General features: G+C 58.2%; 28 protein-coding genes. 17 read left to right on the top strand and 11 right to left on the bottom strand.

The window, feature by feature from the left end; genetic code table 11:
- The first annotated feature begins 9 nt into the window (after nt 1-9).
- Nucleotides 10-1,395 (top strand): DNA repair protein RadA, encoded by a 1,386-nt coding sequence (gene radA, locus ADIMK_RS03795; RefSeq protein WP_036183815.1) that lies wholly within the window; start codon nt 10-12, stop codon nt 1,393-1,395.
- A gap of 85 nt (nt 1,396-1,480) precedes the next feature.
- Here radA and ADIMK_RS03790 read toward each other — a convergent pair whose 3' ends face one another.
- From ADIMK_RS03790 to ADIMK_RS03775, 4 genes are all read right to left on the bottom strand, one after another.
- Nucleotides 1,481-1,729 (bottom strand): hypothetical protein, encoded by a 249-nt coding sequence (locus ADIMK_RS03790; protein ID WP_051692420.1) that lies wholly within the window; start codon nt 1,727-1,729, stop codon nt 1,481-1,483.
- Nucleotides 1,730-1,810: 81 nt separating this feature from the next.
- Nucleotides 1,811-2,893, bottom strand: coding sequence for a 2,3-butanediol dehydrogenase (locus ADIMK_RS03785; protein WP_036183812.1), 1,083 nt, complete (start codon nt 2,891-2,893; stop codon nt 1,811-1,813).
- A gap of 23 nt (nt 2,894-2,916) precedes the next feature.
- The gene (locus ADIMK_RS03780; protein WP_036183809.1) at nt 2,917-4,185 is read right to left on the bottom strand and encodes an MFS transporter; all 1,269 of its coding nucleotides are present in this window, start codon (nt 4,183-4,185) and stop codon (nt 2,917-2,919) included.
- 68 nt (nt 4,186-4,253) lie between these two features.
- Complete coding sequence (locus tag ADIMK_RS03775) at nt 4,254-4,787, bottom strand: 2,4'-dihydroxyacetophenone dioxygenase family protein (RefSeq protein WP_036183806.1); 534 nt, start codon at nt 4,785-4,787, stop codon at nt 4,254-4,256.
- Between the two features lie 237 nt (nt 4,788-5,024).
- Between ADIMK_RS03775 and ADIMK_RS03770 the strand changes: the two genes are divergently transcribed.
- Nucleotides 5,025-6,005: a helix-turn-helix domain-containing protein gene (locus ADIMK_RS03770; protein ID WP_036183803.1), complete on the top strand. Its 981-nt coding sequence runs from the start codon at nt 5,025-5,027 to the stop codon at nt 6,003-6,005.
- Nucleotides 6,006-6,117: 112 nt separating this feature from the next.
- Here the strand turns inward: ADIMK_RS03770 and ADIMK_RS03765 are convergent, their stop codons facing one another.
- The gene (locus ADIMK_RS03765) at nt 6,118-6,492 is read right to left on the bottom strand and encodes a PilZ domain-containing protein (protein ID WP_036183800.1); all 375 of its coding nucleotides are present in this window, start codon (nt 6,490-6,492) and stop codon (nt 6,118-6,120) included.
- Between the two features lie 173 nt (nt 6,493-6,665).
- Between ADIMK_RS03765 and ADIMK_RS03760 the strand changes: the two genes are divergently transcribed.
- Nucleotides 6,666-7,814 (top strand): GGDEF domain-containing protein, encoded by a 1,149-nt coding sequence (locus ADIMK_RS03760; RefSeq protein WP_231516994.1) that lies wholly within the window; start codon nt 6,666-6,668, stop codon nt 7,812-7,814.
- Nucleotides 7,815-7,836: 22 nt separating this feature from the next.
- Here ADIMK_RS03760 and ettA read toward each other — a convergent pair whose 3' ends face one another.
- Nucleotides 7,837-9,495, bottom strand: coding sequence for an energy-dependent translational throttle protein EttA (ettA, locus tag ADIMK_RS03755; protein ID WP_036183798.1), 1,659 nt, complete (start codon nt 9,493-9,495; stop codon nt 7,837-7,839).
- Between the two features lie 207 nt (nt 9,496-9,702).
- On the opposite strand from ettA, the gene ADIMK_RS03750 reads away from it, so the two are divergent.
- From ADIMK_RS03750 to ribA, 11 genes are all read left to right on the top strand, one after another.
- Nucleotides 9,703-10,125, top strand: coding sequence for an Hsp20 family protein (locus tag ADIMK_RS03750; protein WP_051692413.1), 423 nt, complete (start codon nt 9,703-9,705; stop codon nt 10,123-10,125).
- 189 nt (nt 10,126-10,314) lie between these two features.
- A complete protein-coding gene (gene glyA, locus ADIMK_RS03745) occupies nt 10,315-11,571 on the top strand; it encodes a serine hydroxymethyltransferase (RefSeq protein WP_036183795.1) in 1,257 nt (418 codons plus the stop codon).
- A 192-nt stretch (nt 11,572-11,763) separates the two neighbouring features.
- Nucleotides 11,764-12,249 carry a transcriptional regulator NrdR gene (gene nrdR / locus ADIMK_RS03740; RefSeq protein WP_036183792.1) on the top strand — a complete coding sequence of 162 codons (486 nt, stop codon included), beginning with the start codon at nt 11,764-11,766 and terminating at the stop codon, nt 12,247-12,249.
- 3 nt (nt 12,250-12,252) lie between these two features.
- Complete coding sequence (ribD, locus tag ADIMK_RS03735; RefSeq protein WP_036183789.1) at nt 12,253-13,395, top strand: bifunctional diaminohydroxyphosphoribosylaminopyrimidine deaminase/5-amino-6-(5-phosphoribosylamino)uracil reductase RibD; 1,143 nt, start codon at nt 12,253-12,255, stop codon at nt 13,393-13,395.
- Nucleotides 13,395-14,063: a riboflavin synthase gene (locus ADIMK_RS03730; protein ID WP_036183786.1), complete on the top strand. Its 669-nt coding sequence runs from the start codon at nt 13,395-13,397 to the stop codon at nt 14,061-14,063. The genes ribD and ADIMK_RS03730 overlap by 1 nt, the downstream gene beginning before the upstream one ends.
- 18 nt (nt 14,064-14,081) lie before the next feature.
- A complete protein-coding gene (gene ribBA / locus ADIMK_RS03725; RefSeq protein ID WP_036183783.1) occupies nt 14,082-15,200 on the top strand; it encodes a bifunctional 3,4-dihydroxy-2-butanone-4-phosphate synthase/GTP cyclohydrolase II in 1,119 nt (372 codons plus the stop codon).
- Between the two features lie 14 nt (nt 15,201-15,214).
- Complete coding sequence (gene ribH, locus ADIMK_RS03720) at nt 15,215-15,688, top strand: 6,7-dimethyl-8-ribityllumazine synthase (RefSeq protein WP_036183780.1); 474 nt, start codon at nt 15,215-15,217, stop codon at nt 15,686-15,688.
- 2 nt (nt 15,689-15,690) lie between these two features.
- On the top strand, nt 15,691-16,161 hold the full coding sequence (gene nusB, locus ADIMK_RS03715) for a transcription antitermination factor NusB (RefSeq protein ID WP_036183776.1): 471 nt from the start codon (nt 15,691-15,693) through the stop codon (nt 16,159-16,161).
- Between the two features lie 24 nt (nt 16,162-16,185).
- Nucleotides 16,186-17,154, top strand: a complete 969-nt coding sequence (gene thiL / locus ADIMK_RS03710) for a thiamine-phosphate kinase (RefSeq protein ID WP_081849643.1) — start codon at nt 16,186-16,188, stop codon at nt 17,152-17,154.
- Nucleotides 17,151-17,624: a phosphatidylglycerophosphatase A family protein gene (locus tag ADIMK_RS03705; protein WP_036183773.1), complete on the top strand. Its 474-nt coding sequence runs from the start codon at nt 17,151-17,153 to the stop codon at nt 17,622-17,624. The genes thiL and ADIMK_RS03705 overlap by 4 nt, the downstream gene beginning before the upstream one ends.
- A 115-nt stretch (nt 17,625-17,739) precedes the next feature.
- Entirely contained in the window at nt 17,740-18,360 is a 621-nt protein-coding gene (ribA, locus tag ADIMK_RS03700; RefSeq protein WP_036183770.1) for a GTP cyclohydrolase II, read from the top strand.
- Here ribA and dxs read toward each other — a convergent pair.
- The 3 genes from dxs to ADIMK_RS03685 are packed head-to-tail and all read right to left on the bottom strand — an operon-like array spanning nt 18,357 to nt 21,267.
- Nucleotides 18,357-20,135 carry a 1-deoxy-D-xylulose-5-phosphate synthase gene (gene dxs, locus ADIMK_RS03695; protein WP_036183767.1) on the bottom strand — a complete coding sequence of 593 codons (1,779 nt, stop codon included), beginning with the start codon at nt 20,133-20,135 and terminating at the stop codon, nt 18,357-18,359. The two genes, ribA and dxs, sit on opposite strands and share 4 nt — an antisense overlap.
- Complete coding sequence (locus ADIMK_RS03690) at nt 20,135-21,022, bottom strand: polyprenyl synthetase family protein (RefSeq protein ID WP_036183764.1); 888 nt, start codon at nt 21,020-21,022, stop codon at nt 20,135-20,137. Before ADIMK_RS03690 ends, dxs begins: the two co-directional genes overlap by 1 nt.
- 2 nt (nt 21,023-21,024) lie before the next feature.
- Nucleotides 21,025-21,267 carry an exodeoxyribonuclease VII small subunit gene (locus ADIMK_RS03685; protein ID WP_036183760.1) on the bottom strand — a complete coding sequence of 81 codons (243 nt, stop codon included), beginning with the start codon at nt 21,265-21,267 and terminating at the stop codon, nt 21,025-21,027.
- A gap of 207 nt (nt 21,268-21,474) precedes the next feature.
- Between ADIMK_RS03685 and pomA the strand changes: the two genes are divergently transcribed.
- Together pomA and ADIMK_RS03675 are read left to right on the top strand one after the other, a co-directional pair.
- Nucleotides 21,475-22,233, top strand: coding sequence for a flagellar motor protein PomA (pomA, locus tag ADIMK_RS03680; protein WP_036183757.1), 759 nt, complete (start codon nt 21,475-21,477; stop codon nt 22,231-22,233).
- Nucleotides 22,234-22,242: 9 nt separating this feature from the next.
- A complete protein-coding gene (locus ADIMK_RS03675) occupies nt 22,243-23,169 on the top strand; it encodes a flagellar motor protein MotB (protein ID WP_036183755.1) in 927 nt (308 codons plus the stop codon).
- A gap of 68 nt (nt 23,170-23,237) precedes the next feature.
- Here ADIMK_RS03675 and ADIMK_RS03670 read toward each other — a convergent pair whose 3' ends face one another.
- Together ADIMK_RS03670 and ADIMK_RS03665 are read right to left on the bottom strand one after the other, a co-directional pair.
- A complete protein-coding gene (locus ADIMK_RS03670; protein ID WP_036183752.1) occupies nt 23,238-23,543 on the bottom strand; it encodes a c-type cytochrome in 306 nt (101 codons plus the stop codon).
- A 156-nt stretch (nt 23,544-23,699) separates the two neighbouring features.
- On the bottom strand, nt 23,700-23,903 hold the full coding sequence (locus tag ADIMK_RS03665; protein WP_036183750.1) for a hypothetical protein: 204 nt from the start codon (nt 23,901-23,903) through the stop codon (nt 23,700-23,702).
- A 314-nt stretch (nt 23,904-24,217) separates the two neighbouring features.
- Here ADIMK_RS03665 and ADIMK_RS03660 point away from each other — a divergent pair, with 314 nt between their 5' ends.
- Complete coding sequence (locus ADIMK_RS03660; protein ID WP_036183747.1) at nt 24,218-25,318, top strand: polyamine ABC transporter substrate-binding protein; 1,101 nt, start codon at nt 24,218-24,220, stop codon at nt 25,316-25,318.
- The last annotated feature ends 15 nt before the right edge of the window (nt 25,319-25,333 follow it).

The raw sequence follows: 25,333 nt of genomic DNA, 5'->3' as shown, positions 1-25,333 counted from the left end.
GGAGTGGATATGGCCAAGGCAAAGACCGCCTACGTCTGCAATGACTGCGGCGCCGACTATAGCAAGTGGCAGGGACAGTGCACCGCCTGTCGGGCGTGGAACACCATTACCGAGGTACGCATTGCGCAGGCCCCGGCGGGCGGCGCTCAGGCAGGTGTGCGCAGTGCCCGGTTCGAGGGCTACGCAGGGGGTGCCGGTAAAGACCGGTTGGTCAGCCTCAGCGACGTCAACCTCGAAGAGATGCCGCGTATACCGACCAGTGTCGGTGAGTTGGATCGTGTGTTGGGTGGCGGACTGGTGCCGGGGTCGGCGGTGCTGATCGGCGGTCACCCGGGTGCCGGCAAGAGTACGCTGCTGTTGCAGACCACCTGTTATCTGGCGGCCCAGATGCCTGCGCTTTATGTCACTGGTGAGGAGTCGTTGCAGCAGGTGGCGATGCGCGCGGCCCGTCTGGGGCTGAAAGCGGATCAGTTGAAGATGCTGTCGGAAACCTCGGTAGAGACGATCTGCGATGTTGCGGATCAGCTCAAGCCGAAAATACTGGTAATCGACTCGATTCAGGTGATGCATGTCTCCGACGTGCAGTCGGCACCAGGATCTGTGTCTCAGGTGCGCGAGAGTGCGGCTTTCCTCATTCGCTATGCCAAGCAGACCGGTACGGTGCTGTTCCTGGTCGGCCATGTCACCAAGGATGGCACCTTGGCCGGTCCCAAGGTGCTCGAGCATATGATCGACTGTTCGCTGCAGCTTGAGGGCTCCTCGGACAGCCGTTTTCGCACCCTGCGCAGCCATAAGAACCGCTTTGGTGCGGTCAACGAGCTGGGCGTTTTCGCCATGCTGGAAAGCGGTCTGAAAGAGGTCAAAAACCCCAGTTCAATTTTTCTGAGCCGGGGGCAGGAGCCCAGTGCCGGATCGGTCGTCATGGTGGTCTGGGAGGGTACGCGCCCGCTGCTGGTGGAGCTGCAGGCGCTGGTGGACACATCTCATCTGTCCAATCCGCGCCGTGTGGCGGTCGGGCTGGAGGCCAACAGGCTGGCGATGTTGCTGGCGGTATTGAACCGGCATGGCGGTTTGATGACCGGCGATCAGGATGTATTCGTCAATGTGGTTGGCGGCGTCAAAGTGCTGGAAACCAGTGCCGATCTGGCGCTTCTGCTGGCGGTGGTTTCGAGTTTCCGTGACCGTCCGCTTGGGCATGATCTGATGGTGTTTGGAGAGGTCGGGTTGTCAGGCGAGATACGGCCTGTGCCCAACGGTCAGGAGCGTATCCGCGAGGCGGCCAAGCATGGTTTCCGGCGCGCCATTGTGCCGCGCGCCAATGTGCCGAAGGAGCGCATCGACGGCATCGAGGTGGTGGCTGTGGATAAGCTCTCCGATGCTCTGGATGCGATCTGAGGTAATAATCGGCCGGAAGCGATGGACTAATTTGTCCAGCATCGCTTCCAGCTCGGAGCCATGCTTGCAAGGTACTGGATTTTTCTCAGGCGCCGTTACAGAGGTACCCGCCATCGACCGGTAAGATGACACCGGTGATAAATCCAGCGGCTGGGCTGCTCAGGAAGAGCGCGACACTGGCAACCATGGCCGCGCGCAGGTTAACCGACAGTACCTTGTTGAACTGGTTGAGCTGATACTCATCTCGATCACGGCTGATACCGGCACAGTTTATCAGGACCGCCAAACCGTCGGCGGCACCAATGCTGGACTGCAGAGCGTTGGTATCGGTCACGTCGAGTCGAGCAACTCGATATTCTGGTGACTGGGGGCGTGTTCGCTATTGGGATTCAGACCGGCAGCAAACACTGGGTTATCAGACATGAAATTGGTGCTCCTGTTCGTTGAGGGATGGATTGGGATTAATCAGAACCTTGATCTGCTCCTTGCTGGAAAGCAGGGCATCAAAGCCTGCGCTCAGCGCGTTTTCCAGACCAACGGTGCGCGTCACGATCACCGACGGGTCAAATGCGCCTTCGGCAATGTGGCTTATGAGTGTCGGATAGACATTGCGGTAGCCGACCGAGGTTTGTAGGCGTACCTCACGGTTGACCAGATCAAAGGCATCCAGACTGATGTCGCCCATCAACCCGACCAGTAATACCTCGCCGCCTTTTTTGGCTGCCTGCAGCGCTGTGGTGAAGGTGGTCTGGCTACCCGCGGCTTCAAATACGCTGTCGTAGCCCCCGTCCGACAGTTGCTGAAGTTGCATTAGCAGGTCGGGTTGACGCCCGTCCAGTGTGTGTTGGGCACCAAGCTGCTGAGCTTTATGCAGTCGCTCTGGACTGATGTCGACAGCACAGATGTCGGTAATGCCGCGTAGCCGCGCCAGCATGATCAGCAGTAGCCCGATCGGGCCAAGGCCGATCACCAGACAGCGACTGCCGGGTTTGAGCGCACTGCGATTGAGCGCATGCTCGGCCACGGCAGACGGTTCCAGCACTGCAGCCTGACGATAGGAAACAGTGTCTGGCAGCCGGTGCAGCATATACTCCGGAACGGCCACCTGCTCCGCCATACCGCCGTCACCCATCAGACCGATGAAGCCCATCGACTCGCATAGGTTGTAATCGCCGGACTTGCAGTAGCGACACGTCTGACAGCGGTACTCCGGCTCAATCGCCACCCGGTCGCCGACCTTGACAGTACTGACCTGGTCGCCGACCGCCACCACCTGGCCACAGAATTCGTGGCCGAGAGTCAGCGGTGCCTGATGTCCCGATACCGGGTGCATGGCCCCACATGGAATTGCGTGAGGTCCATCCTGATATTCGTGCAGGTCGCTGCCGCAAATACCGCAGTAGGCAACCTGCACCAGCACTTCGTTGTCCTTATGGACGGCGTTTGGAACATCACTGAGACGAATGTCCTGAGCGCCGTACCAGCGTAATACTTTCATGGGTTCTCCTTCTCAGATACACGTCAGGCTGATGGCTGGGAAACCGCCAGGTTGCGTCGCGCAAGTACTGCAGGGGCGGTTTCCTTCAGCATCAGGGACAACAGTGAGGCGACAATGGCAGCACCACTGCTGACGAACATGACGATCTGCAGGCCGTATTGATCCGCTGCAAAGCCGGCCAGCGTGGGTGAACCAAAGCCACCCACCAGTTCGCCGATGCCCATGATCAGACCCAGGGCGGTGGCAATCTGCCCGCGCGAGACGGTTTCAGCTGGTATCGAGGCCATAAACAGGGTGAAGCAACCCAGGCCGGTGTAGGTCAGAATCACCAGCACGCCCATCATCAGAGGCGTTTCGGTATACAGCAGTACCATTGGGCAACAGGCCGCCAGCAAGGTGAATATCACCAGTGTAGGCTTGCGACCCAGTCGGTCTGACACGCCAGGCACAACGAAGCCCCAGATTACCCAGGCTACCCCCAGACAGCTCATGATGGTGCCCATAGTGCTGGGTTCGAAACCGCGAACATTGACCAGGAATGTCGGCGTGAAAGAGATCAGTACTACGAACCAGGTCAGATAGAAGCAGCTGATCAGGGTACACAGCAAAATATTGCGGTTGGACAGCAGCCCCGCGTAGGCTTTGATGCCACGTGGCCTGGGTGCGTCCTGCTTATCATGGTGCGCGGCTGTCTGCGTGCGGCTGTCAGCATCCGGTTTAACGTACTTCCAGATCAGGAAGGCGATGATGAGGCCAGGTATCAGGGACAGGATAAAGGCCTGGCGCCAGCCCCAGGCCTCGGCCATGGCGATCATCACCGGAGGCCCGATCACCGCACCCAGCAAGCCAGCGGCCGACCCCTGCAACAGACCCATGTTCAGGCCGCGACGATGCGGCGATGACGACTCCACCATCAGCGACTGGGAGATCGGCAAAATAGGCCCTTCGGCCAGTCCCATCACGGCACGGAACGCCAGCAGGCTGATAAAGCCAGTGACCATGCCCGATAGTGCCGAGCACAGCGAAAACAGTATTACGGCTATTACCAACAGAGGTTTGCGCTTGCCGATACGATCCGACCAGGCCCCAACCAGAGCGCCCGACAATGCCCAGGCCAGTGCTAGAACTGATGACAACAACCCCAAGTGGCTGTTGCTGAGATGCAGTTCGTCCGCCATGAAGGGGAACAGAAAGGACAGCGCCAGTCGGTCAAAAAATACGAACCCGAAGGTCAGAAACAGAACGCTGAGCAGAATATTCTCGTAATTGGAGTATTTATTGTTATTCACCATGGTGTTCTCCAGACCGCACGCAGCCGAATACAGCGCGCGGTGCGCGTAAGGGATGAAATGGACGGTGACTAGCGGAACAGGGTATCCACGTAGTCGGCGCCAATGCCAACTTTCGCGTAGTGCTCGCGGCACATGGCGATGTAATCGTGAACATCGAAGTAACCTTCTGGTTCGCCCTTATCGTCGAGCCAGATCAGCGGGCCTTTGACGATAAAAAAGGCGCGCATGGGATCTTCGTGTTCATAGGCAACCAGGGTGTGGCCCTCTCCCGGCGTTTCATAGACGAAGTCGCCGGCGGTGGCGGTCCAGTCGTGCTCGAGGTAGCCCCATTTGCCTGAGATGGTGAAAGCAAACACTTCATGGGGATGGTAGTGGCGGTTGACCAAACCGGCGCTGCTGGCCATCAGGATGTCGCACCAGCGATTTTCGGTGGGTGAGATCCACAGAGGTCGGGAAAAAACGGTTTCCGTGAACGGCACGTAATACTTCGGATCGTCGATGGGCGCGTTGGGTATATACACTTCCGGCTTGGCGTCCGGTTTGAAGCAGTTGGGAATGGCCGGGATGTCTTTCCAGAATTCCGATGTGGCGAGCTCTGGCATATCAGTACCTTCGAGGTTGTTGTTATTGGAACGGCCAGTCTAGGGCGAGGCAAAGTTGCCGGTTTGTGGAAATCAGACGTGATGTTTGCGGTTTTCGGACACGGCTGACGTAAATGAAGCCAGTACTCCGCTCTGATCATTGACGTGGATCAAGCTTTTGCGGTTAATTGACAGCAGACGTAAAGTGAATAGAGACGTAGCGATAGCCAGCCAGGCTGGCTTCGGAGATTAATAACAATGAATCACTCAACGACTCTCACCGTCCAGAAAGCCTCTACTATGAATGTGGCCCCAGAGCAGAGACTCCAGTACTGGGACCAGTTCAATGCAAATCACTTTGTTGGTATCCGCAGCTCTTCTTACGTGCCAGAGGGACTGTCCGCAACGCAGCAAAGCCTGCACATGGACGACATGAAAGTGAGCTGGATAGAAGGTAATGGCCATGTGGTTGAACGGGATCAGGCACTCGTTCGTGCTGTGCCGAAGGAGTCAGTTCTGGTCTCGATCGGCATGGGCAAAAATGCCTTTTTCTATCAGGGCAAGGACTGCGCGATGCTCGATGACCAGTATGCTTTGCTCTATCGCACCGACAAACCCTATCTGGTGGGCTTTACCAATCAGATGAGCCAACTCACCATCGATATTCCTTTTGAAAAATTTCGGCAGCGTTGCCAGCGCGACCTTGATAGACCGCTACGTATTGATACAGAAGACCGTTTGGTCAAGTTGTTGATTCGCAACTTGTGTCGCCAGGTCATTCTTTTCATGCAGGCGCCGGATGCCGATGAGGCTGAAGCATTCCAGCGTAAAGCTTGGCGGCTGATTGAAGCCATGTTGGGGAGGCAGGAGTCAACGAGCGACGGGTCATCCGTCGCTTTGCATCATCGGCTGATGGCCAAGCAGTACATGGATGAGCATTTGAGCAGACCTGACCTGAGAGTCGAAGAGGTGGCTGCTGCATTGGGAATTTCCGGCCGCCATCTGAACCGCCTGTTTTCTGAAGAGGAATTAACACCGCATCAGTACCTTCTGGAGCAGCGTTTGCAGCTGGCGTGGAATCTGTTAACGCATCCTAGCCGTCATGGATATGGTATTGCCGACGTGGCTTACCAGTGTGGATTTTCCAGTCAGGCCCATTTCGCAAGGGTATTCCGCCGGCACTTTGGGCTGACGCCAACCGATGCGCGGCAGAAAAACGCTTGCCAGCCTCCCTGCTGAGCAACAGCGCAGATGTTCAGTTTCAGAGGCTGGCCTAATGGGCAGGTTCTGATGGCTTGGCGGGTTGGAGGTTGTGGATAAGCATCTCCGATGCTCTGGATGCGATCTGATTTCAGGTGTTGGGCGGGAAAAGCGCTTCCAGTTCACGCTCAAGCATCGCCTCGTCACCGAGGTTGAGTTCCACCAGCCGGCGCAGATGGCTGATGCTCTCAATATCCATGTCGCCTGCGCGGAAGCCGTACTGGGTTCCGCTGAGGTGCGTTACCGAGCCCGGCATCCGGATAAGGATGTCGCTGGCCAGATAGATATGCAGCTCGGCTTTGCCGTCGAGGCCAAGCGCCAGAGGCTGTGTGGATTCGATCAGCGCGCCGCGCAGGGAAATGTCGACCAGCTGTACCTCCACAGGCCCCGCATCGGTATGCAGTTCGCACCCGGCGTCAAAACGGATACGGCTGAAACGGCGGCGTTCGTCTTGAGTGGCTGTCACGATTTTTCCTCGTAAATCCGTCAGGGGTTGGGTCATGTTATTACACTCGGCTTGAGGGGCGAAAGATTTATCAACGTTTGCATGGCCTGGATCATGCCTCATCGGTCAGAAAAGCGTTAGGCTCTTGCGTTTTCATGGGCCTGCGTAGGGATACGGAGAGGATGTGGCAAACAATGCTTGATGTAATGTCGGTGACGCGTCATACCCGCTATTTCAATCAGACGCGAAGTTTCCTGATCTTTCAGCGAGTGCGGTTACTGACGCTACTGCTCGCGGTGCTGCAAGTCGGCTGGATACTGGTCGACCGGCTGTTGTTGCCCGAGGCGATGCAGGCCCCGATCGCGTCGGGGCGTCTGGTCTCAGGCGGTGCGCTGCTGGTGCTGCTGTTGTGGTTTCAGCGGCCCTACGATCTGCGCATCTCCCTGTTCCGGGTCTTCCTGCTGCTGGCCATTCTGACGGCCTTCCAGACCTGGAGTAATCTTCTGCTGCTCAATGCCGGTTACATCGATACCGTTGCCGGATACCAGTTTTTTCCCTTCATGATTCTAAGCATGCTGGCGATCTTTCCGCTGACCATCGTTGAGGTCAGTGTGGTGACGGCGTCGGTGATTTTGGTCGAACTGCTGACCCAAATTGGGAGCGATCGAGTCGGTATGATCGACGAGATCAATGATCTTTGGCTGCTGCTGGTGCTTGGGGCGATTGCTGGCTGGGCCTCGGTCAACCAGTTGTCGATGTTGCTCGGTCTTTACCGTCAGGCGACCCGTGATGCGCTGACCGGTCTGGCTAACCGCCGTCAGGTTATGGATCAACTGGAGGGCGATGTGGAGTTTGCCGCCGCGCGGCGTGAGCCGATCTCGATTCTGTTGTTCGATCTCGACAAGTTCAAGGGCTTTAACGACAACTATGGTCATGCGGCTGGCGATATTGTGCTCAAGCAGTTCGCCAGAATTTTGCGCAAGCAAGCCAAGGGTAAGCGTGATCTTGCAGGCCGCTTTGGTGGTGAGGAGTTTCTGACCATTCTGCCCGGTGCCGACAGTGAGGCGGCCTGCCAAGCTGCGCAAGAGGTCTGCGATGCCTGTCGACAGACGCAGGTGCGTATCCCCAGCGGAGAGACGGTTGGCTTTACCACCAGTATCGGCGTTGCCACGCTCGGTGCGGGTGAGTCACCCTCTGAATTGCTGCGTCGTGCGGATGAGGCGCTGTACCTGACCAAATCCAACGGGCGGGATGGCTACGTATTGTCGGGGGAGGGGGCATCGAACGGTGAGTCGTCGGCGTCCGACATGCCGGAGGGGGAACCGGCGCTACCCCAGTCCTGAGGTGCGCCGGCTGTGAGCGGGATCAGCTCATGCGCTTGTACTTGATGCGCTCGGGCTGGTGATCCTTGCCGTAGCGACGCTTATAGTCTTCGGCGTACTCGGTGTAGTTGCCCTGGAAAAACTCCACATGTGACTCGCCCTCATAGGCGATCATGTGGGTGCAGATGCGGTCGAGGAACCAGCGGTCGTGCGAGATCACCACCGCGCAGCCCGGGAATGCCAACAGTGCTTCCTCAAGCGCACGCAGTGTTTCGATATCCAGATCGTTGGTCGGCTCGTCGAGCAGCAACACGTTGCCGCCCTCTTTCAGCAACTTGGCCATATGCAGGCGGTTGCGCTCACCCCCGGATAGATCCTTGACGAACTTCTGCTGGTCGGAACCCTTGAAGTTGAAGCGGCCACAGTAGGCGCGCGCCGGAGTTTGGTAGGTGCCGACAGTGATGATGTCCTGTCCGTCGGAGATCTCCTGAAAGACCGTCTTGTCGCCATTGAGCTCGCGGGACTGGTTGACGTAGGCCAACTGTACAGTCGAGCCGATCTCGATCTCGCCGGAATCCGGTTTCTCCTCGCCGGTGATCATGCGGAAAAGCGTCGACTTACCGGCACCGTTGGCACCGATAATGCCGACGATGGCACCCGGGGGGATCGAGATGTCCAGGTTTTCGAACAGCAGCTTGTCACCGTAGGACTTGGTGACATTTTTCAGTTCGATCACCTTGTCACCCAGGCGCGGGCCCGGCGGAATGTAGATCTCCTGAGTTTCGTTGCGCTGCTGGAACTCGCGAGAGTTCATCTCTTCGAACGCCTTCAGACGTGCCTTGGACTTGGTCTGGCGACCCTTGGCGCCCTGGCGGACCCACTCCAGCTCGGACTTCATCGCCTTGATGTGAGCCTGTTCCTGCTTGGCTTCCTGCTCAAGACGTTGCTCTTTCTGCTCCAGCCAGCTGGAGTAGTTGCCTTCCCAGGGGATGCCGCGGCCGCGGTCGAGTTCCAGAATCCAGCCTGCCGCGTTGTCGAGGAAGTAACGGTCATGGGTGATGGCGACGACGGTGCCCGGATACTCCTGCAGGAAGCGCTCGATCCAGGCGATCGATTCGGCATCCAGATGGTTGGTGGGCTCGTCGAGCAGCAGCATGTCCGGGTGGTCGAGCAGCAGGCGGCACAGTGCCACACGGCGGCGCTCACCGCCGGAGAGGTGTTCGACTTTTGCGTCCCAGGGCGGCAGACGCATGGCATCGGCTGCGCGCTCCAGGGCGGTGTCCAGGTTATGTCCATCCTTCGCGGTGATCAGGTTCTCCAGCTCCGCCTGTTTTTTCGCCAGTTCGTCGAAATCGGCATCGGGGTCGGCGTAAGCGGCATAGACCTGATCGAGCTCGGTCAGCGCGTTTTTGACGTCGGCAACCGCCTCTTCGATGATCTCGCGTACGGTCTTGGATTCGTCGAGCTCCGGCTCCTGAGGCAGGTAACCGACCTTCATGTTCGGCATCGGGCGGGCTTCGCCGATGTAGTCCTTGTCGACACCGGCCATGATGCGCAGCAGGGTCGATTTACCCGCGCCGTTCAGACCCAGTACGCCGATCTTGGCGCCGGGGAAGAAGGAGAGGGAGATATCTTTGAGAATTTCGCGTTTCGGCGGGACCACCTTGCCGACACGGTTCATGGTGTAAACGTACTGGGCCATCCAGACGAACCTCTGGTTTTGAAATCGGTGAAATAAAACGGATAGGCGAATTCTACCCGTACGGAAAAGTGAAAGCCATTTGCGCCCGGTCAATCCCTGAGCTGGCGAAGGCAGGGGCCGCTTTCTATATTCAGGTTGGATAGTGCAGGGGGGCGCGATGCTCCAGCTGCATAACCTGATAACAACAGCTAAATAGGGGGTGATCTTATGGCCAAGAATCTGACCCGTTTCGGCAGTCTGTTTGACGATACATTCTTTGATGACCTGTTTCGTCCGCTCGCCGTTCGGGCGAACGGCGAAAAGGTGCCGGCCATAGATGTGCATGAGAGTGATGGTGCGTATTCGGTCTCGGTGGACCTACCGGGCGTCAAGAAAGAGGATATCCAGATCAGCCTCGAAAACGGTATTTTGAGCATCAAGGCCGAAACCCGCCGTGAAGAGAAAGAGGAAAAAGAGGGCAAGCTGATCCGCCAGGAGCGCCATGTCGGCCAGTTCCTACGTCAGCTCAGTGTGGGTGCCGATGTTGATCCGGCTGCGGTAAAAGCCAGCTTCAATGACGGTGTATTGGCGTTGACCCTGCCAAAACGTGTGAAAGAGGAACCGGAAGGGGTCAAGATCGACATCGAATAGACCTCTTGATTCATGCGGCGAAGTGCCTTCGCCGCATGAATTTTCCTCCTGCCCGCCTGATCTCATTTCAAGTGCCAACCGGCTATTTTTTCGACTATAATGCTCGCCTTTTCACGGCAGATCAGTTCAATAGGGCATTTATATGCCCTTTGCGCGCTGCCGAAGACGTTGCTCAATCAGGGGACAGTAATGTTTAGCAAAGATATGTCTATCGCCAGCTTCGATCCGGATCTCTGGTCTGCCATGCAGTCCGAAGTGACCCGTCAGGAAGAGCACATCGAGCTGATCGCATCCGAAAACTACACCAGTCCGCGTGTTATGGAAGCTCAGGGCTCTGCGCTGACCAACAAGTATGCGGAAGGCTATCCCGGCAAGCGTTACTACGGTGGCTGTGAGTATGTCGATATCGTCGAAGATCTGGCGATCGACCGTGCCAAGGAACTGTTCGGCGCGACCTATGCCAACGTCCAGCCGCACTCGGGTTCCCAGGCTAACGCCGCTGTTTACATGGCGCTGTGCAAGCCGGGCGATACCGTTCTGGGCATGAGTCTGGCACACGGTGGTCACCTGACCCACGGTGCAACTGTGTCCTTCTCTGGCCGTATCTACAACGCTGTTCAGTACGGTCTGAACCCGGAAACCGGCGAGATCGACTACGCCGAAGTTGAGCGTCTGGCACTTGAACACAAGCCGAAGATGATCGTGGCCGGCTTCTCAGCCTACTCCCGTATCGTTGATTGGGCCAAGTTCCGCGAAATCGCCGACAAGGTCGGTGCGTTCCTGTTTGTCGACATGGCCCACATCGCAGGTCTGGTTGCTGCAGGTCAGTATCCCTCCCCGATGCAGTATGCCGACGTTGTAACCACCACCACCCACAAAACCCTGGGCGGTCCTCGTGGCGGTCTGATCCTGTCTGCCCGTGCCGATGAAGAGCTGCAGAAGAAGCTGAACTTCGCCGTGTTCCCTGAATCACAGGGCGGCCCGCTAATGCACATCATCGCGGCCAAGGCTGTCTGCTTCAAAGAGGCTATGGAGCCTCAGTGGAAAGAGTATCAGGCTCAGGTCGTCAAGAATGCCAAGGCGATGGTCAAGGTGTTCCTGGATCGTGGCATCGATATCGTATCCGGCGGTACCGAAGACCACCTGTTCCTGGTGGATCTGGTCAGCAAGGATATCACCGGTAAGGATGCGGATGCGGCGTTGGGCCGTGCCTTCATCACCGTGAACAAGAACGCCGTGCCGAACGATCCGCGTTCTCCGTTCGTGACCTCCGGTCTGCGTATCGGTACTCCGGCGGTTACCCGTCGCGGTTTCAAAGAAGCCGAAGTGTCCGAGCTGGCTGGCTGGATCTGCGATATCCTCGACGATATCAATAACGAAGCCACCATCGAGGCGGTCAAGGCCAAGGTGCAGGATATCTGCGCACGCTTCCCTGTTTACAAGTAAACAAGGGGCAGGGAGGCTGGAAAGTTATTCTGTGCATCCCTAGAATAGCGGGGCGGCGTTTAGCCGCCCTTTTTAATGTACAGGATGTACGCAAGTCCGCTGTTGCAAGGATGCCGCTGAAAGCGGACGTTGACTGCTCTTTTTTTCGGGTGGTGCCATGGCATCCCCCACGCTCTTTATTCGAGGCTGAGGATGCATTGTCCTTTTTGTGGCGCAAGTGATACCAAGGTTGTCGACTCGCGACTGGTCGCTGAGGGGCAGCAGGTGCGTAGGCGCCGTGAATGCGTCAACTGCCACGAACGCTTTACCACCTTTGAAGAGGCTGAACTGGTGATGCCCCGCGTGATCAAGGCGGACGGCACCCGGCAGCCATTCGATGAGGCCAAACTGCGCGGCGGCATTCAACGTGCATTGGAGAAGCGCCCCGTCAGCGTCGAAGCAGTCGAAGCCTGTGTCACCCGTATCAAGCTGGCCCTGCGTGCCAGTGGCGAGCGTGAACTTCCATCCCGTGAAGTTGGCGAGATCGTGATGGCCGAGCTGCGCAAACTCGATCAGGTCGCCTATGTGCGTTTTGCATCGGTCTATCGAAGCTTTCAGGATATCAACGAGTTCAAGGAGGAGATCGAGCGTCTCTCCGCAAACTCGGACGCCGCGCCCGGCAGCAATGGTCGGGGCTGAATCATGAGCGGTTTCACCAGTCTCGATCATCAGTTTATGGGCCGGGCTATCGTGCTTGCCCGCCGCGGCCTTTTTACCACCGATCCCAATCCCCGCGTGGGCTGTGTGCTTGTCCGCGACGGAGAGATTGTCGGCGAGGGGTATCATGTGCGTGCCGGAGAGGGGCATGCCGAGGTGAATGCACTGCGTGAAGCCGGTGACAACGCCCGCGGTGCGACCGCCTATGTCACCCTTGAACCCTGCAGCCATTTTGGGCGCACGCCACCCTGCGCCGATACCTTAGTCAGCGCCGGTGTTGCGCGCATGGTGTGTGCCATGGTGGACCCAAACCCCTCGGTGGCCGGTCGCGGCATTGAGCGTTTGCGTCAGGCGGGTGTCCAGGTGGCCAGTGGTCTGATGGAGCGCGAAGCGCGTGGCCTGAATCCGGGCTTTATCAAGCGCATGGAGCAGGGACTGCCGTTTGTCAGGGTGAAGCTGGCGATGAGTGTCGATGGCCGTACTGCCATGGCCAGCGGTGAGTCCCAGTGGATAACCGGCCCCGAGGCGCGCAGTGATGTCCAGCGCCTTCGCGCGCGCAGCTCAGCCATTCTCACGGGTGTGGACTCGGTGCTGATCGATGACTCGTCGCTGACGGTGCGGTCGCAGGAGTTGGCGCTTGATTGGCCCGAGGACAGTGTCGTCCGTCAGCCGTTGCGCGTGGTGCTAGACAGTGACCTGCGTTTGCCGGTTGGCGCCAAAATTCTGCACCAGCCGGGGCGCACCTTGATTGTGACCCGCAGCGCCGATGCGGATAAAGCCGATGCACTGCGCCATGCTGGCGCCGAGGTAGTGTGTCAGAGCGGTACCGGCCGCGTCGATCTCAGAGCCGTGCTTGAGCATCTGGCCGTGTCCGAACAGTGTAATGAACTGCTCGTCGAGTGTGGGGCTACCCTGGCGGGGGCGTTTGTCGAGACCGGGTTGGTGGATGAGTTGAATCTCTACATGGCACCTAAACTATTAGGCAGTCAGGCGCGTCCGTTACTGGAGCTGCCGTTGCAGCGCATGGCGCAGCAGATTCCTCTGGAACTGACGGATATCCGTCATCTGGGGGCTGACCTGCGCCTGGACTGGCGTGTGCTTGAATCGGCTGGAGAGGTGCAAGGCTGATGTTTACAGGAATTATCGAAGCGATCGGTGAGGTCGCGGATATCCGCATGGTTGATGGCGATATGCGCCTGACCGTGCGCACCGGCGAGCTTGATCTGTCCGACGTCGAGCTGGGCGACAGTATCGCGACCAACGGCGTTTGCCTGACGGCGGTTGAGTTACCCGGAAACGGCTTCGTTGCCGATGTCTCGTGCGAAACGCTGGCCCACAGCCGCTTTACCGCTTTGAAGGTCGGCGAACGGGTCAATCTCGAGAAGGCGATGATGCCCACCAGTCGGTTTGGCGGGCACATCGTGACCGGACATGTGGACGGGCTGGGCAAGGTGCTGGATCGTCAGGATGACGCCCGATCCGTGCGCCTCTGGATTCAGGCACCCAAGTCGCTGTTGCGCTATATCGCGGCCAAGGGTTCGATCACCGTCGACGGCGTCAGCCTGACCGTGAACAGTCTCGATGGCGATCGTTTCGGACTTAATATTGTGCCGCACACGGCACAGGAAACCATTATTGACACTTATCGTGCAGGGCAGGAGGTTCACCTTGAGGTGGACATCATCGCCCGCTATCTGGAGCGCCTGATGGTGCCGGCCACAGAGGCCGGTCAGGGTGACGCCGGCAGCGGACTGACCCTGGAGACGCTGGCTGCTGCCGGATTCATGCGCCGCTGAGCCATGGGAGAGAAACAGATGCAGATGAACACCACTGAAGAGATCATCGAGGATATCCGCCAGGGCAAGATGGTGATCCTGATGGATGACGAAGATCGTGAGAACGAAGGCGACCTGATCATCGCCGCGGAGATGATTCGCCCGGAAGATATCAACTTCATGGCCACCAATGCCCGTGGCTTGATCTGTCTCACGCTGACCCGTCAGCGCTGCGAGCAGCTCAAGTTGCCGCTGATGGTGCAGAGTAACGGCGCGGCTTTCTCGACCAACTTTACCCTGTCGATCGAAGCGGCGACCGGGGTTACCACCGGTATCTCGGCGGCTGATCGTGCGCACACCGTACGTACCGCGGTACGTGGCGATGCCAAGCCCGAAGATATCGTTCAGCCCGGTCATATCTTCCCCCTGATGGCACAGCCCGGTGGTGTGCTGAGCCGTGCCGGTCATACCGAGGCCGGTTGCGATCTGGCTCGCCTGGCGGGTCTGACTCCGGCGTCGGTTATCGTTGAAGTGATGAATGACGATGGCACCATGGCGCGCCGCCCCGATCTGGAAAAGTTCGCGGCCAAGCATGGTTTGAAGATCGGCACCATTGCCGACCTTATTCACTACCGCGCAATGAACGAACACACCGTCGAGCGCGAGGATCAGGGCGTTCTGGAAACCGAATACGGCGAGTTCAACTATGCCGTCTACCGTGACGATATCCAGAACTGCACACATCTGGCGCTGTACAAAGGTGACATCAAGCGTGAAGAGCCAACGCTGGTACGTGTCCACATTCGTGGCGAAGTGCTGCGTGATGTGGTGGGTGTCGTGCCGGGCGAAGAGAAGAAGTGGACCATGCGCCGTGCACTCAAGCGGGTTGCCGAAGAGGGCAAGGGCGTGGTCCTGCTGATCGATTCGGGCAGCCGCATCGATCTGGGTGACGCTGTGCGGGGCCTGACGGACAAGAGCGCTGCGCGCTCCAAGGTACGTGTCAGTGCATCCGGCGCCTATCTTCAGGTGGGTACGGGGTCACAGATACTGCGTGAACTGGGTGTCGGCAAGATGCGCCTGCTCAGCTCACCGATGAAGTTTAACGCGATCTCGGGCTTTGACCTCGAGGTCGAGGAATATATTGCCTGCGAACAGTAGAACAGGACTTACTCATGTCAGTAAAAGTGTATGAAGGCGACTTCGTCGGCGCCGACGGTAAATATGCGATCATCGTCGGTCGCTTCAACTCCTTCGTGGTGGAAAGCCTGCTCGAAGGCGCGCTGGATGCGCTCAAGCGTCACGGCGTAAAGGATGAAAACGTCCGTGTCGTGCGCTGCCCGGGTGCATTTGAGATACCGCTGGTAGCTCAGCGTGTTGCGGCACAGAAGCAGGACGATGCGATCATCGCCCTCGGTGCTGTGATCCGTGGCGGTACGCCGCATTTCGAGTACGTCTCTGCGGAGAGCTCCAAGGGTGTTGCGCAGGTTTCCATGGAATATGGAATTCCGGTGGCCAACGGCATTCTGACCGTCAACAGCATCGAACAGGCGATAGAGCGTTCCGGAACCAAGGCAGGCAACAAGGGAGCTGAAGCCGCACTCTCGGCGATCGAGATGGTCAGCCTTCTGCGCCAACTTGAGGTCTGAACATGAGCGACACTCCGACTCCGAAGAAAAACCGCAAGCCGTCGCTGACCGAGCAGCGCCGCAGTGCGCGTCAGCTGGCGCTGCAGGCACTCTACCAGTGGCAGATGGCCGGTCAGCCCGTGAACGAAATCGAAGCCCAGTTTCGTGTCAATAACGACATGAACGGCGTCGATGTCCGGCTGTTCAGCCAGCTGCTGCGCGGCGTGGTTGAGGCGCGTTCCGAGCTGGATCTGACCTTCTCTCCGTACCTGGATCGCACTATCGACGAGCTGGATCCGGTTGAGGTCAGCGTACTGCGTATCGGCAGCTTTGAGCTGATGCACCGGATGGAAGTGCCCTACAGGGTGGCGATCAACGAGAGTGTCGAACTGGCCAAGGTGTTTGGCGCGACCGATAGCCATCGTTACGTCAACGGCGTGCTGGACAAGGTTGCCCAGAGGGTCCGCGCAGCTGAGGTGTCGGCACGACGTTAATGTCGATGCCGGAGGTTGATCGAAGTGGGTGAGTTCGAACTGATCCGGCGTTACTTCGCCAGTGGCGGGCCGTCACGCGAGGATATAGCGTTAGGCATCGGTGACGACTGTGCGCTGTTGCGGGCACCGACAGATGGTCAGCAACTGGCCGTGTCGATCGATACGCTGGTGGAGGGCACCCACTTTCTGCCCGGTACGCGTGCCGATTATCTGGCACAGCGCCTGATTGGCGCTGCAGTCAGTGATCTGGCGGCGATGGCCGCGCGTCCTGCCTGGTTTACCCTGGCCCTGACGTTGCCCGAGGCCGATCCGCATTGGCTGGATCTGTTTTCCCGTGCCTTGGCTGAGCGTGCCGCCGAGCTTGATATCGTGCTGGTCGGTGGCGATACCACCCGTGGACCGCTGACGCTGTCGGTTCAGGTTCACGGATGGGTGACACCGGAGAGGGCACTTAAGCGCTCGGGCGCCCGTGATGGCGACCTGGTTCTGGTCAGCGGAACCTTGGGTGACAGCCGAGGCGGTCTGCAGACGTTGCTGGATGATGAGCCCGATCAGCCCTCCAATGCCTATCTACGCCGCCGCTTCTATCGTCCGGAACCCCGTATCGGACTGGCACAGGCTTTAGCGCCTTACGCGAACAGCGGTATCGACATCTCCGATGGCCTGCTGGCCGATCTCGGGCATATTGCTCGCAGCAGTGGACTCGGTGCGTCAGTAGATCCATTACTACTCCCCTTGTCGGATGAACTCATTGCCAGTGTCGGTGAAGATCGGGCTCGACAGTGGGCGCTCAGCGGCGGTGAGGATTTTGAGCTTTGTCTAACCGCGCCTGCCGATGCCTTGACGATTTGTCTTCAGCTGGCCGCTGAGCGGGGTGTGAGGCTGACCTGTGTCGGTCACATGCAGCCCGGGGATGACGTGCTATTGCAGGAAGACGGTGTCAGCGTTCAACTGGACCGCGCCGGTTATGATCACTTTGGAGAGACAGCATGAATCGGGTACCGTCGTCGGTCTGGCGCAATCCGGTGCATTTTCTGGCCTTTGGGCTAGGTAGCGGGGCGGCGCCTTGGGCGCCGGGTACCTTCGGCACGCTGGCCGCTGTGCCACTTTGGTATCTGCTGGCGCAACTGCCCTTGATAACCTACCTGGCGCTGGTACTGGCTGCTTTTGCCTTGGGGTGCTGGTTATGCCAGCGCACCTCCGAGGATATCGGCGTTCACGATCACGGGGGTATCGTCTGGGATGAGTTCGTCGGTTACTGGATTACGATGATCGCGGCACCGGTGACGCCGCTCTGGGCACTGGTTGGGTTCGTGTTGTTCAGAATTTTCGATATTTTGAAGCCCTGGCCGATCCGATGGGCCGACCAGCGCGTACACGGTGGACTGGGCATCATGCTCGACGATGTGATCGCCGGTGTGTTTGCCGCACTGTGCCTGCAGGGTTTGCGCCTGCTCGTATAGTTTAAGGGTACAACTTTTTAGAACCCCGGACCGGGTATGAATTATAATGTCGCTCCGCTAGCGAGGCGGTGCGGGTGGCTCGAACAACCGTTGCCGCCAAGATGAGGTAGATAGTGTGACCGTTCAGTATGTTGCCGATTCCAAACTGCCGACCCCTTGGGGGGTGTTTACCATGGTCGGGTTTGAGGATAAAACCACCGGCAAGGAGCACGTGGCGCTCGTATTTGGTGATGTCGACACCGAAGAACCGGTGCTTGGCCGTATCCACTCGGAGTGTCTGACCGGCGATGCGCTGTTCAGTCTGCGTTGTGACTGTGGATTCCAGTTGCAGGAGGCCCTGAAGCGAATCGCGGAAGAGGGGCGGGGGGTGCTGCTCTACCTGCGTCAGGAGGGACGTGGTATCGGTCTGCTTAACAAGATCCGCGCTTACCATCTGCAGGATCAGGGCGCCGATACAGTCGAGGCCAACGAACGTCTGGGCTTTGCTGCCGATATGCGTGACTACAGCATGTGCCTGCCTATGCTGCGTCATCTCGGTGTACGCTCGCTACGCCTGATGACCAACAACCCGCGCAAGGTCAAGGCGTTGGAGCAGTACGGTATCAATGTGGCCGGACGTGAGCCGCTACAGGTCGGCAAGAACAGCCATAACGAGCACTACCTGCAGACCAAAATGGGCAAGCTCGGCCACATGATGACCGAAGTGCATTTCCAGGGGGATGGCGACGAGGGCTAACGGCCCAGTCGCTTCTCGATCGCTTCACGGATGCCATCGGCATCCAGTCCGCACTCTTTAAGCTGCTCTGTCCGTGAGGCGTGCTCGATCCAGCGGTCGGGTATGCCCAGCGGCAGCAGCGGCGTGAGATCGGCTCTCAACTCCAGATATTCGGCAACCGCTGAACCCGCCCCGCCGGAGATGGCATGGTCTTCGACCGTGACCAACAACTCATGTCTGGCTGCCATCTGCTCGATCATCGCGGTATCAAGCGGCTTGACGAACCGCATGTCGACCAGTGTCAGGTTCAAGGCATCGGCAGCCGCCTGAGCCTGCGGCAGCAGTGGTCCGAAATTCAGTATGGCTGCGCGTTTGCCGGTACGTTTGGTTTCGGCCTTGCCAAGTGGCAGCGCCGAAAGGGCGGGATCAATCTCGACAGCCGTGCCTGAACCGCGTGGATAACGCACGGCGGCAGGCCCCAGGTGTTCGTATCCGGTTTTAAGCAGCCGGTAGAGCTCCTGCTCGTCCGAGGGGGTCATAATCACCATGCCCGGCAGGCAGCGCATGAAGGCGATATCGAAGAGTCCGGCGTGAGTGGCGCCGTCCTCACCGACAAGTCCGGCTCGGTCTACCGCCAGCAGGATATCCAGATCCTGAATGGCGATGTCGTGCACCAGTTGGTCGTAGGCGCGCTGCAGGAAGGTAGAGTAGATCGCCAATACCGGTTTCATGCCCGCGCAGGCAAAACCGGCGGCCAGTGTGGCCGAGTGCTGTTCGGCGATGGCGACGTCGAAATAGCGCTCGGGAAATTGTTCGGAGAATGCGATCAGATCGGAACCTTCGCGCATGGCGGGTGTGATGCCGATCAGGCGCTCATCACGTGATGCGGTGTCGCATATCCAGCGGCCGAATATATTGCAGAACTTCGCTTTGGCGCTTTTCTTCGGCGCCTCCAGAGGTTCGATTTTGGTGATCGCATGGAAGCCTACAGGGTCTGACTCGGCCGGTGCGAAGCCTTTTCCTTTGCGGGTGACAAGATGCAGGAACTGGGGTCCCGGGCTGTTCAGGGCGTGTTCGAGTGCCGGCAACAGAGCATCGAAATCGTGACCGTCGACCGGCCCGTGATAATCAAAGGTCAGGGCGCCGAACAGGGCGCCGGTCGTGGCGCCGTCAAGTCCTGGTTTGAGGTGGTTGGCGATATAGGTGGCCAAACCGCCCTCATTGGGGGAGATCGACATGTCGTTGTCGTTCAGTATTACCAGCATGTCCGCGCGGGTGTGCGCTGCGTGGCTGAGCGCTTCGAACGCCATACCTGCGGTCATGGCACCGTCGCCAATTACGGCAACCGACTTGCGTTTTTCGCCTTGCAGAGCGCTTGCCAGCGCCATTCCGAGTGCGGCGCTGATCGAGGTGCTTGAGTGTCCGGTGCCAAAGCTGTCATACACACTCTCGGCCCGTCGCGGGAAGGGGGCGAGGCCACCACGCTGGCGCATACTCAGCATCTGTTCGCGACGACCGGTCAGAATCTTGTGTGGATAGCTCTGATGGCCGACATCCCAGATCAGATGATCCTTCGGCGTCTCGAGCAGGTAATGCAGTGCAATCGTCAACTCGACGACGCCAAGGCCAGCGCCAAAATGCCCGCCGGTAACACCGACGCTGTACAGCAGCCAGCTGCGCAGCTCATCGGCAAGCAGGGGCAGCTGCTCGGTCTTGAGTTGGCGCAGGTCCGCTGGGGAGTCTATCCGGTCCAGCAGCGGAGTTTGGGGGCGTTGGGTCGGCAGTTGACTGTGCATCAGTGATCGCGCGTTACGATGTATTGGGCCAGATTCGCCAGTGCAGATGCCGCGATACCAAAAGGCTTCAAGGCATCGAGCGCTTCAGCGTGCAGCTGGGAGAGCTTGCTGCGGGCACCGTCGATGCCAAGCAGCGACGGATAGGTCGGCTTGTTCTGTGCCTGATCGGAACCCTGTGGCTTACCCAGTGTTGCGGTATCGCCTTCGATGTCGAGCAGATCGTCTTTGACCTGAAAGGCCAGACCGATGGCATCGCCGTAGCGCTGCAGGGCCTTGAGCAGTTCGCTGTCGTTACATCCGGCCGCCGAGGCACCCAACATGACGGAGGCGGTGATCAGACGGCCAGTTTTGAATGTGTGCATCGCTTGAAGTTGAGACAGCGTCAGGCGATCGCCAACGTGGGCAAGATCAAACGCCTGCCCCATGACCATGCCGTGAGCACCACTGGCTCGGGCGAGAATGCTGACCAACTGCAGGGCGCGCCCGGGTTCAATGTCTGCACCGGCATTGCTCAGCAGTTCGAAGGCGAAGCACTGCAGCGCATCGCCGGCCAGTATGGCGGTCGCCTCATCGAAAGCGATATGGCAGGTGGGACGGCCACGGCGCAGCTCGTCATCGTCCATTGCCGGAAGATCATCATGCACCAGGGAGTAGCTGTGGATCGCTTCAATCGCCGCGGCCGCTCTATCTGCCTGTTCGGGAGTACCGCCACAGAGCTTGCAGCTCATGTAGACCAGTGCCGGGCGAACGCGCTTGCCGCCGCTGAGCAGGGCATAGCGCATGGCGTCGATCAGCCTGGGCTCAATACAGGTCTCGCGGACCAGGTAGAGGCCGAGATTGTGCTCGACACGGGTGGCCCAGTGTTTCAGCTCCTGTTGCAGATCCACGATCAGCTGTCCTGCTCGTCATTAAATGGGCGTGCTTTCAACTCGCCCTGTTGCTCGATCAGTATTTGAACCTTCTGTTCGGTTTGGTCAAGGATACCCTGACATTCGCGGGTCAGCTTGACGCCCTCTTCAAAGGCTTTCAGCGCCTCTTCGATCGGCAGGTCGCCCTGCTCCATGCGTTCCACAACCGCTTCAAGCTGTGCCAGGGAGTGTTCAAAATCGGGAGTCTTTGCAGTGCGGGCCATAGTCGGATCGGGGGATTGTTTAACAGGGCTGTCAACTTAACCAACTGCTCGCCGGGGGTCAATCGATATAGGCTCAGGCTTACCGCCGCCCGGCCTATTAGACCAAATAACACCCGAGTTCAGTACGTGTACAGAACAACAAATCTGGTATCATCGCCTACATCTGTTTAAACCTGGTCCATCAGTCAGGGATTAAGGAGTCATTTAGTGGATCTGGCGACACTTGTAGGATTGATCGGGGCATTGGGGATTATCATCGCCGCCATGGTTTTGGGTGGCGATGTCGGTATTTTCTTTAACGTGCCCTCTCTGCTGATTGTATTGGGCGGCAGCTTGATGGTGGTGTTGATCAAGTTCACGCTCGGCCAGTTTCTCGCTGCAGGCAAGGTGGCGGGCAAGGCCTTCATGTACAAGTCGGTTTCGCCTGAAGAGATCATCGCGGAGACCGTCGAACTGGCTGACGCGGCGCGCAAAGGCGGTCTCCTGTCCCTCGAAGACAAGGAGGTGTCTACGCCTTTCATGCAGCGCGGTATCCAGCTGCTGGTGGATGGGCACGATCCTGAAGTGGTCAAGGCCCTGCTGCATAAGGAGGCCAACCTGACCACCGAGCGCCATGAGTTCGGCGCTAAGATATTCAAGGCGATTGGTGATGTGGGCCCGGCCATGGGCATGATCGGTACGTTGGTGGGTCTGGTACAGATGCTCTCCAACATGTCCGATCCCAAGTCGATTGGTCCCGCCATGGCGGTTGCACTGCTGACAACGCTGTACGGTGCCATGCTGGCCACCTGTATCTCGCTGCCAATCGCCGACAAGCTTGAAGTGCGCAAGGACGAAGAAGCGTTGAACCAGGCCTTGATCATCGATGGGCTGTTGGCGATCCAGGCGGGCCAGAATCCGCGTGTCATCGAGCAGATGCTGCGTAACTATCTGCCCGAAAAAGTGCGTGAGAAGGCTGAGGCCTGAGAGAGTTAAATGAGCGACGAGCAGCAGAAATGTAAATGCCCGCCGCCGGGCGCCCCGGCATGGATGGCGACCTTCTCTGACCTCATGTCGCTGTTGATGTGTTTCTTTGTGCTGCTGCTCTCGTTTTCCGAGATGGACGTGCTGAAGTTCAAACAGCTGGCCGGCTCCATGCGTGAAGCCTTCGGTGTGCAGAACCAGATCAAGGTAGAGGATATCCCCAAGGGAACCTCCATCATTGCGCAGGAGTTCAGCCCCGGCCGTCCCGAGCCGACGCCGCTCAACGAAGTGCGTCAGATGACGATCAACAACGACATGAACACCCTCGATGTGCGCTCCGAGGAGGGTGAGGCCAGTGTTCAGGATAAATTGCAGGGCATCGAGCAGCTGATCCGCATGCAGGAAGAGCAAGCCAAGCAGGAGGCGGTGCAGTTTGCAGAAGTCCTGGCTGACGAGATCGGCGATGGCTCGGTCGAGGTGGAAACCGACGGCACCAAGCTGATTATCCGGGTCAAGGAGAAGGGGTCGTTCGACTCAGGGTCGGCTGAACTCAAGTTCGATTACATACCGGTGATTGCCAAGATCCGCGATGTATTGATCGATGTCAGCGGACGGGTGGCGATTGAGGGGCATACCGATAACGTGCCCTATGGGGGTACCCGTTTCAACTCCAACTGGGATCTGTCTGCCGCCCGTGCCCTTGCGGTGGCCGAAGAGCTGTTCTCCGATACGCGTATCGACCAGACGCGCTTTCAGGTATCTGGCTTTGCCGACAGCAAACCGCTGGTGCCGAACAACAGTGCGGAAAACCGAGCCCGTAATCGACGGGTAGAGATCGTGATTCAGAAGGGTAACGATCGTGAAATGCTTGAGCGTCTGCAGTCGCGTCCAGACGGCGATACCGAAGGACAAGGGCTGCGCCCGGGCGAGATCTTCTAATTAATGCTGGCAATAAAAAACCGCCGCTGCTGAGCAGGGGCGGTTTTTTAGTATCTGAGGCGAACGAATTACTTGGAGTGGTCCAGCATGTACTGGATGGCGCCTTTCAGTTCGTCGTCGGAGCAATCCATGCAAGTGCCCATCGGCGGCATGGCGTTCAGACCGGATTTGGCGGTTGCCAGCAACCCGTCGATGCCTTTCTCTGCACGAGGCGCCCAAGCGGCAGCGTCGCCTAATACAGGCGCACCGGCGATGCCGGCAGCGTGGCAAACAGAGCACTTGGTGTTGTACAGCTCTTCGCCGGTACGGTCAGCCATGGCAGCAGCCGGGACCAGCAGGGCAGCGGCTGCTGCCAGAATCATCGCTTTTTTCATATTGTATTTCCTTTGACAGTGCAATCGACGGGGATTCCGCCAAACCGAAGCAGAGCTTAAGTTTAGGTACGCCCCTTGATTGAGTAAATAGCGCTAAAGTGGTGAATAGCGGCTGAATGGTGAAAGATTGATCTGGAACTGTCGCAGGAAACAGACTTAGCGACTCTGCAGACGCATGGCGTAGGTGGCCTGATTGTGCAGGTTGCGATCGTGCTGACGCTGGCGCGCCTGTTCCTGATACTGGGCCAGCGCGCGCTCGACCATGTCGGCGGGTGCTTGCAGGTGGCGCAGATCGTCTGCGGAGTAGCCGCGCTTGAGCAGACGGTGCAGGTCTTCTGTGGTGTGATGATCACGTTTCATTGTATTTATCCTCTTTTATTCAGCGCAGATTTAACGTTTGCAAGGTGTCATCCATGTTTCAGTCGTGTGTGATTCCGATGACATTTGACTCTGCGTCGATCATTTCTTGCCGTGTTTGTTTCGAATCTGACTTTGAAAGCGGACAGATCGCTGTCTACTTTTTATGTAAGCCGTTCCCGAAAATGCTTTTGTTTTACCGTGTTTTTGGTCATATTCGGCGCTAGCGGATCGTGTTTTCAGGGAGCCGCATAGCATCAGGTTCCGCCTATTGCGGAGACATATTTTTGAGGGATCCTGTTGGAGAATCAGACGTAATGAAAGCTGCTATTTCGAGTGTCAAAACCCTTGCTCTGGCGCTATCGATGGCGACCGCTTCCGTGGCCAGTGCAGAAGAGCTGCATATCTATAACTGGTCCGATTACATCGCCGAAGATACCGTTGCCAATTTCGAGCAGCAGACCGGTATCAAGGTCGTGTACGACGTATATGATTCCAACGAAGTTGCCGAAGCCAAGTTGCTGGCCGGCCGCAGTGGTTACGATCTGGTATTCCCGACCGCACGTCCGTTTGCCGATCGACACATCAAGGCAGGTCTGTACCAGAAGGTCGATAAATCGGCGCTGACCAATTACGGCAATCTGGACAAGGTGATCCTTAACTCCCTGTCAGACATAGACCCCGGTAACGAGTATTTAGTTCCGTACATGTGGGGCACCACCGGAATCGGGTACAACGTGGACAAGGTCAAGGAGATTCTCGGTGACGACATGCCGCTGGACACCTGGCGTCTGGTATTCGATCCGGAGATCGTCTCCAAGCTGTCGGCCTGTGGTGTATCGCTGATGGACGACTCCACCGAAGTGCTGACCGCCGCACGTGCCTACCTGGGCAAGCCCGTGGATGACTTCAGCACTGAGGCGATCAACGAAGCAGCTGATGCGGTCAACAACGTACGCCAGTACGTGCGCTACTTCCACAGCTCCCAGTACATCAACGATCTGGCCAATGGCGATACCTGCGTCGCCCACGGGTACTCCGGTGATGTGCTTCAGGCGCGCGACCGTGCCGACGAAGCGGGCAATGGTGTCAACATCGCCTACGTTGTGCCGTCTGAAGGTGCGGTCGTCTGGACCGATGTCATGGTGATCCCGGCGGACGCCCCGAATCCGGCGGCTGCGAACAAGTTTATCAACTACCTGCTGGATCCGGCCGTGATCGCGCCGATCACCAACTATGTGGCCTATGCCAACGCCAACGCTGCGGCTACCGAACTGGTGGATGAGGAGATCCGCAACGATGCCGGTATCTACCCGCCGAAGGAGACGCAGGAGAAACTGGTGGTTCTGAAGACCCCGAGCGAGCGTCAGGTGCGTGTGATGAACCGCGCCTGGACCCGAATCAAAACCGGTCAGTAAACGGTCTTAGTCAGC

Origin of the sequence: Marinobacterium lacunae (assembly GCF_000705555.1) — a bacterium.
GTDB classification, from domain to species: Bacteria; Pseudomonadota; Gammaproteobacteria; order Pseudomonadales; family Balneatricaceae; genus Marinobacterium_D; species Marinobacterium_D lacunae.
This window is presented reverse-complemented; position numbering and strand designations above follow the sequence as displayed.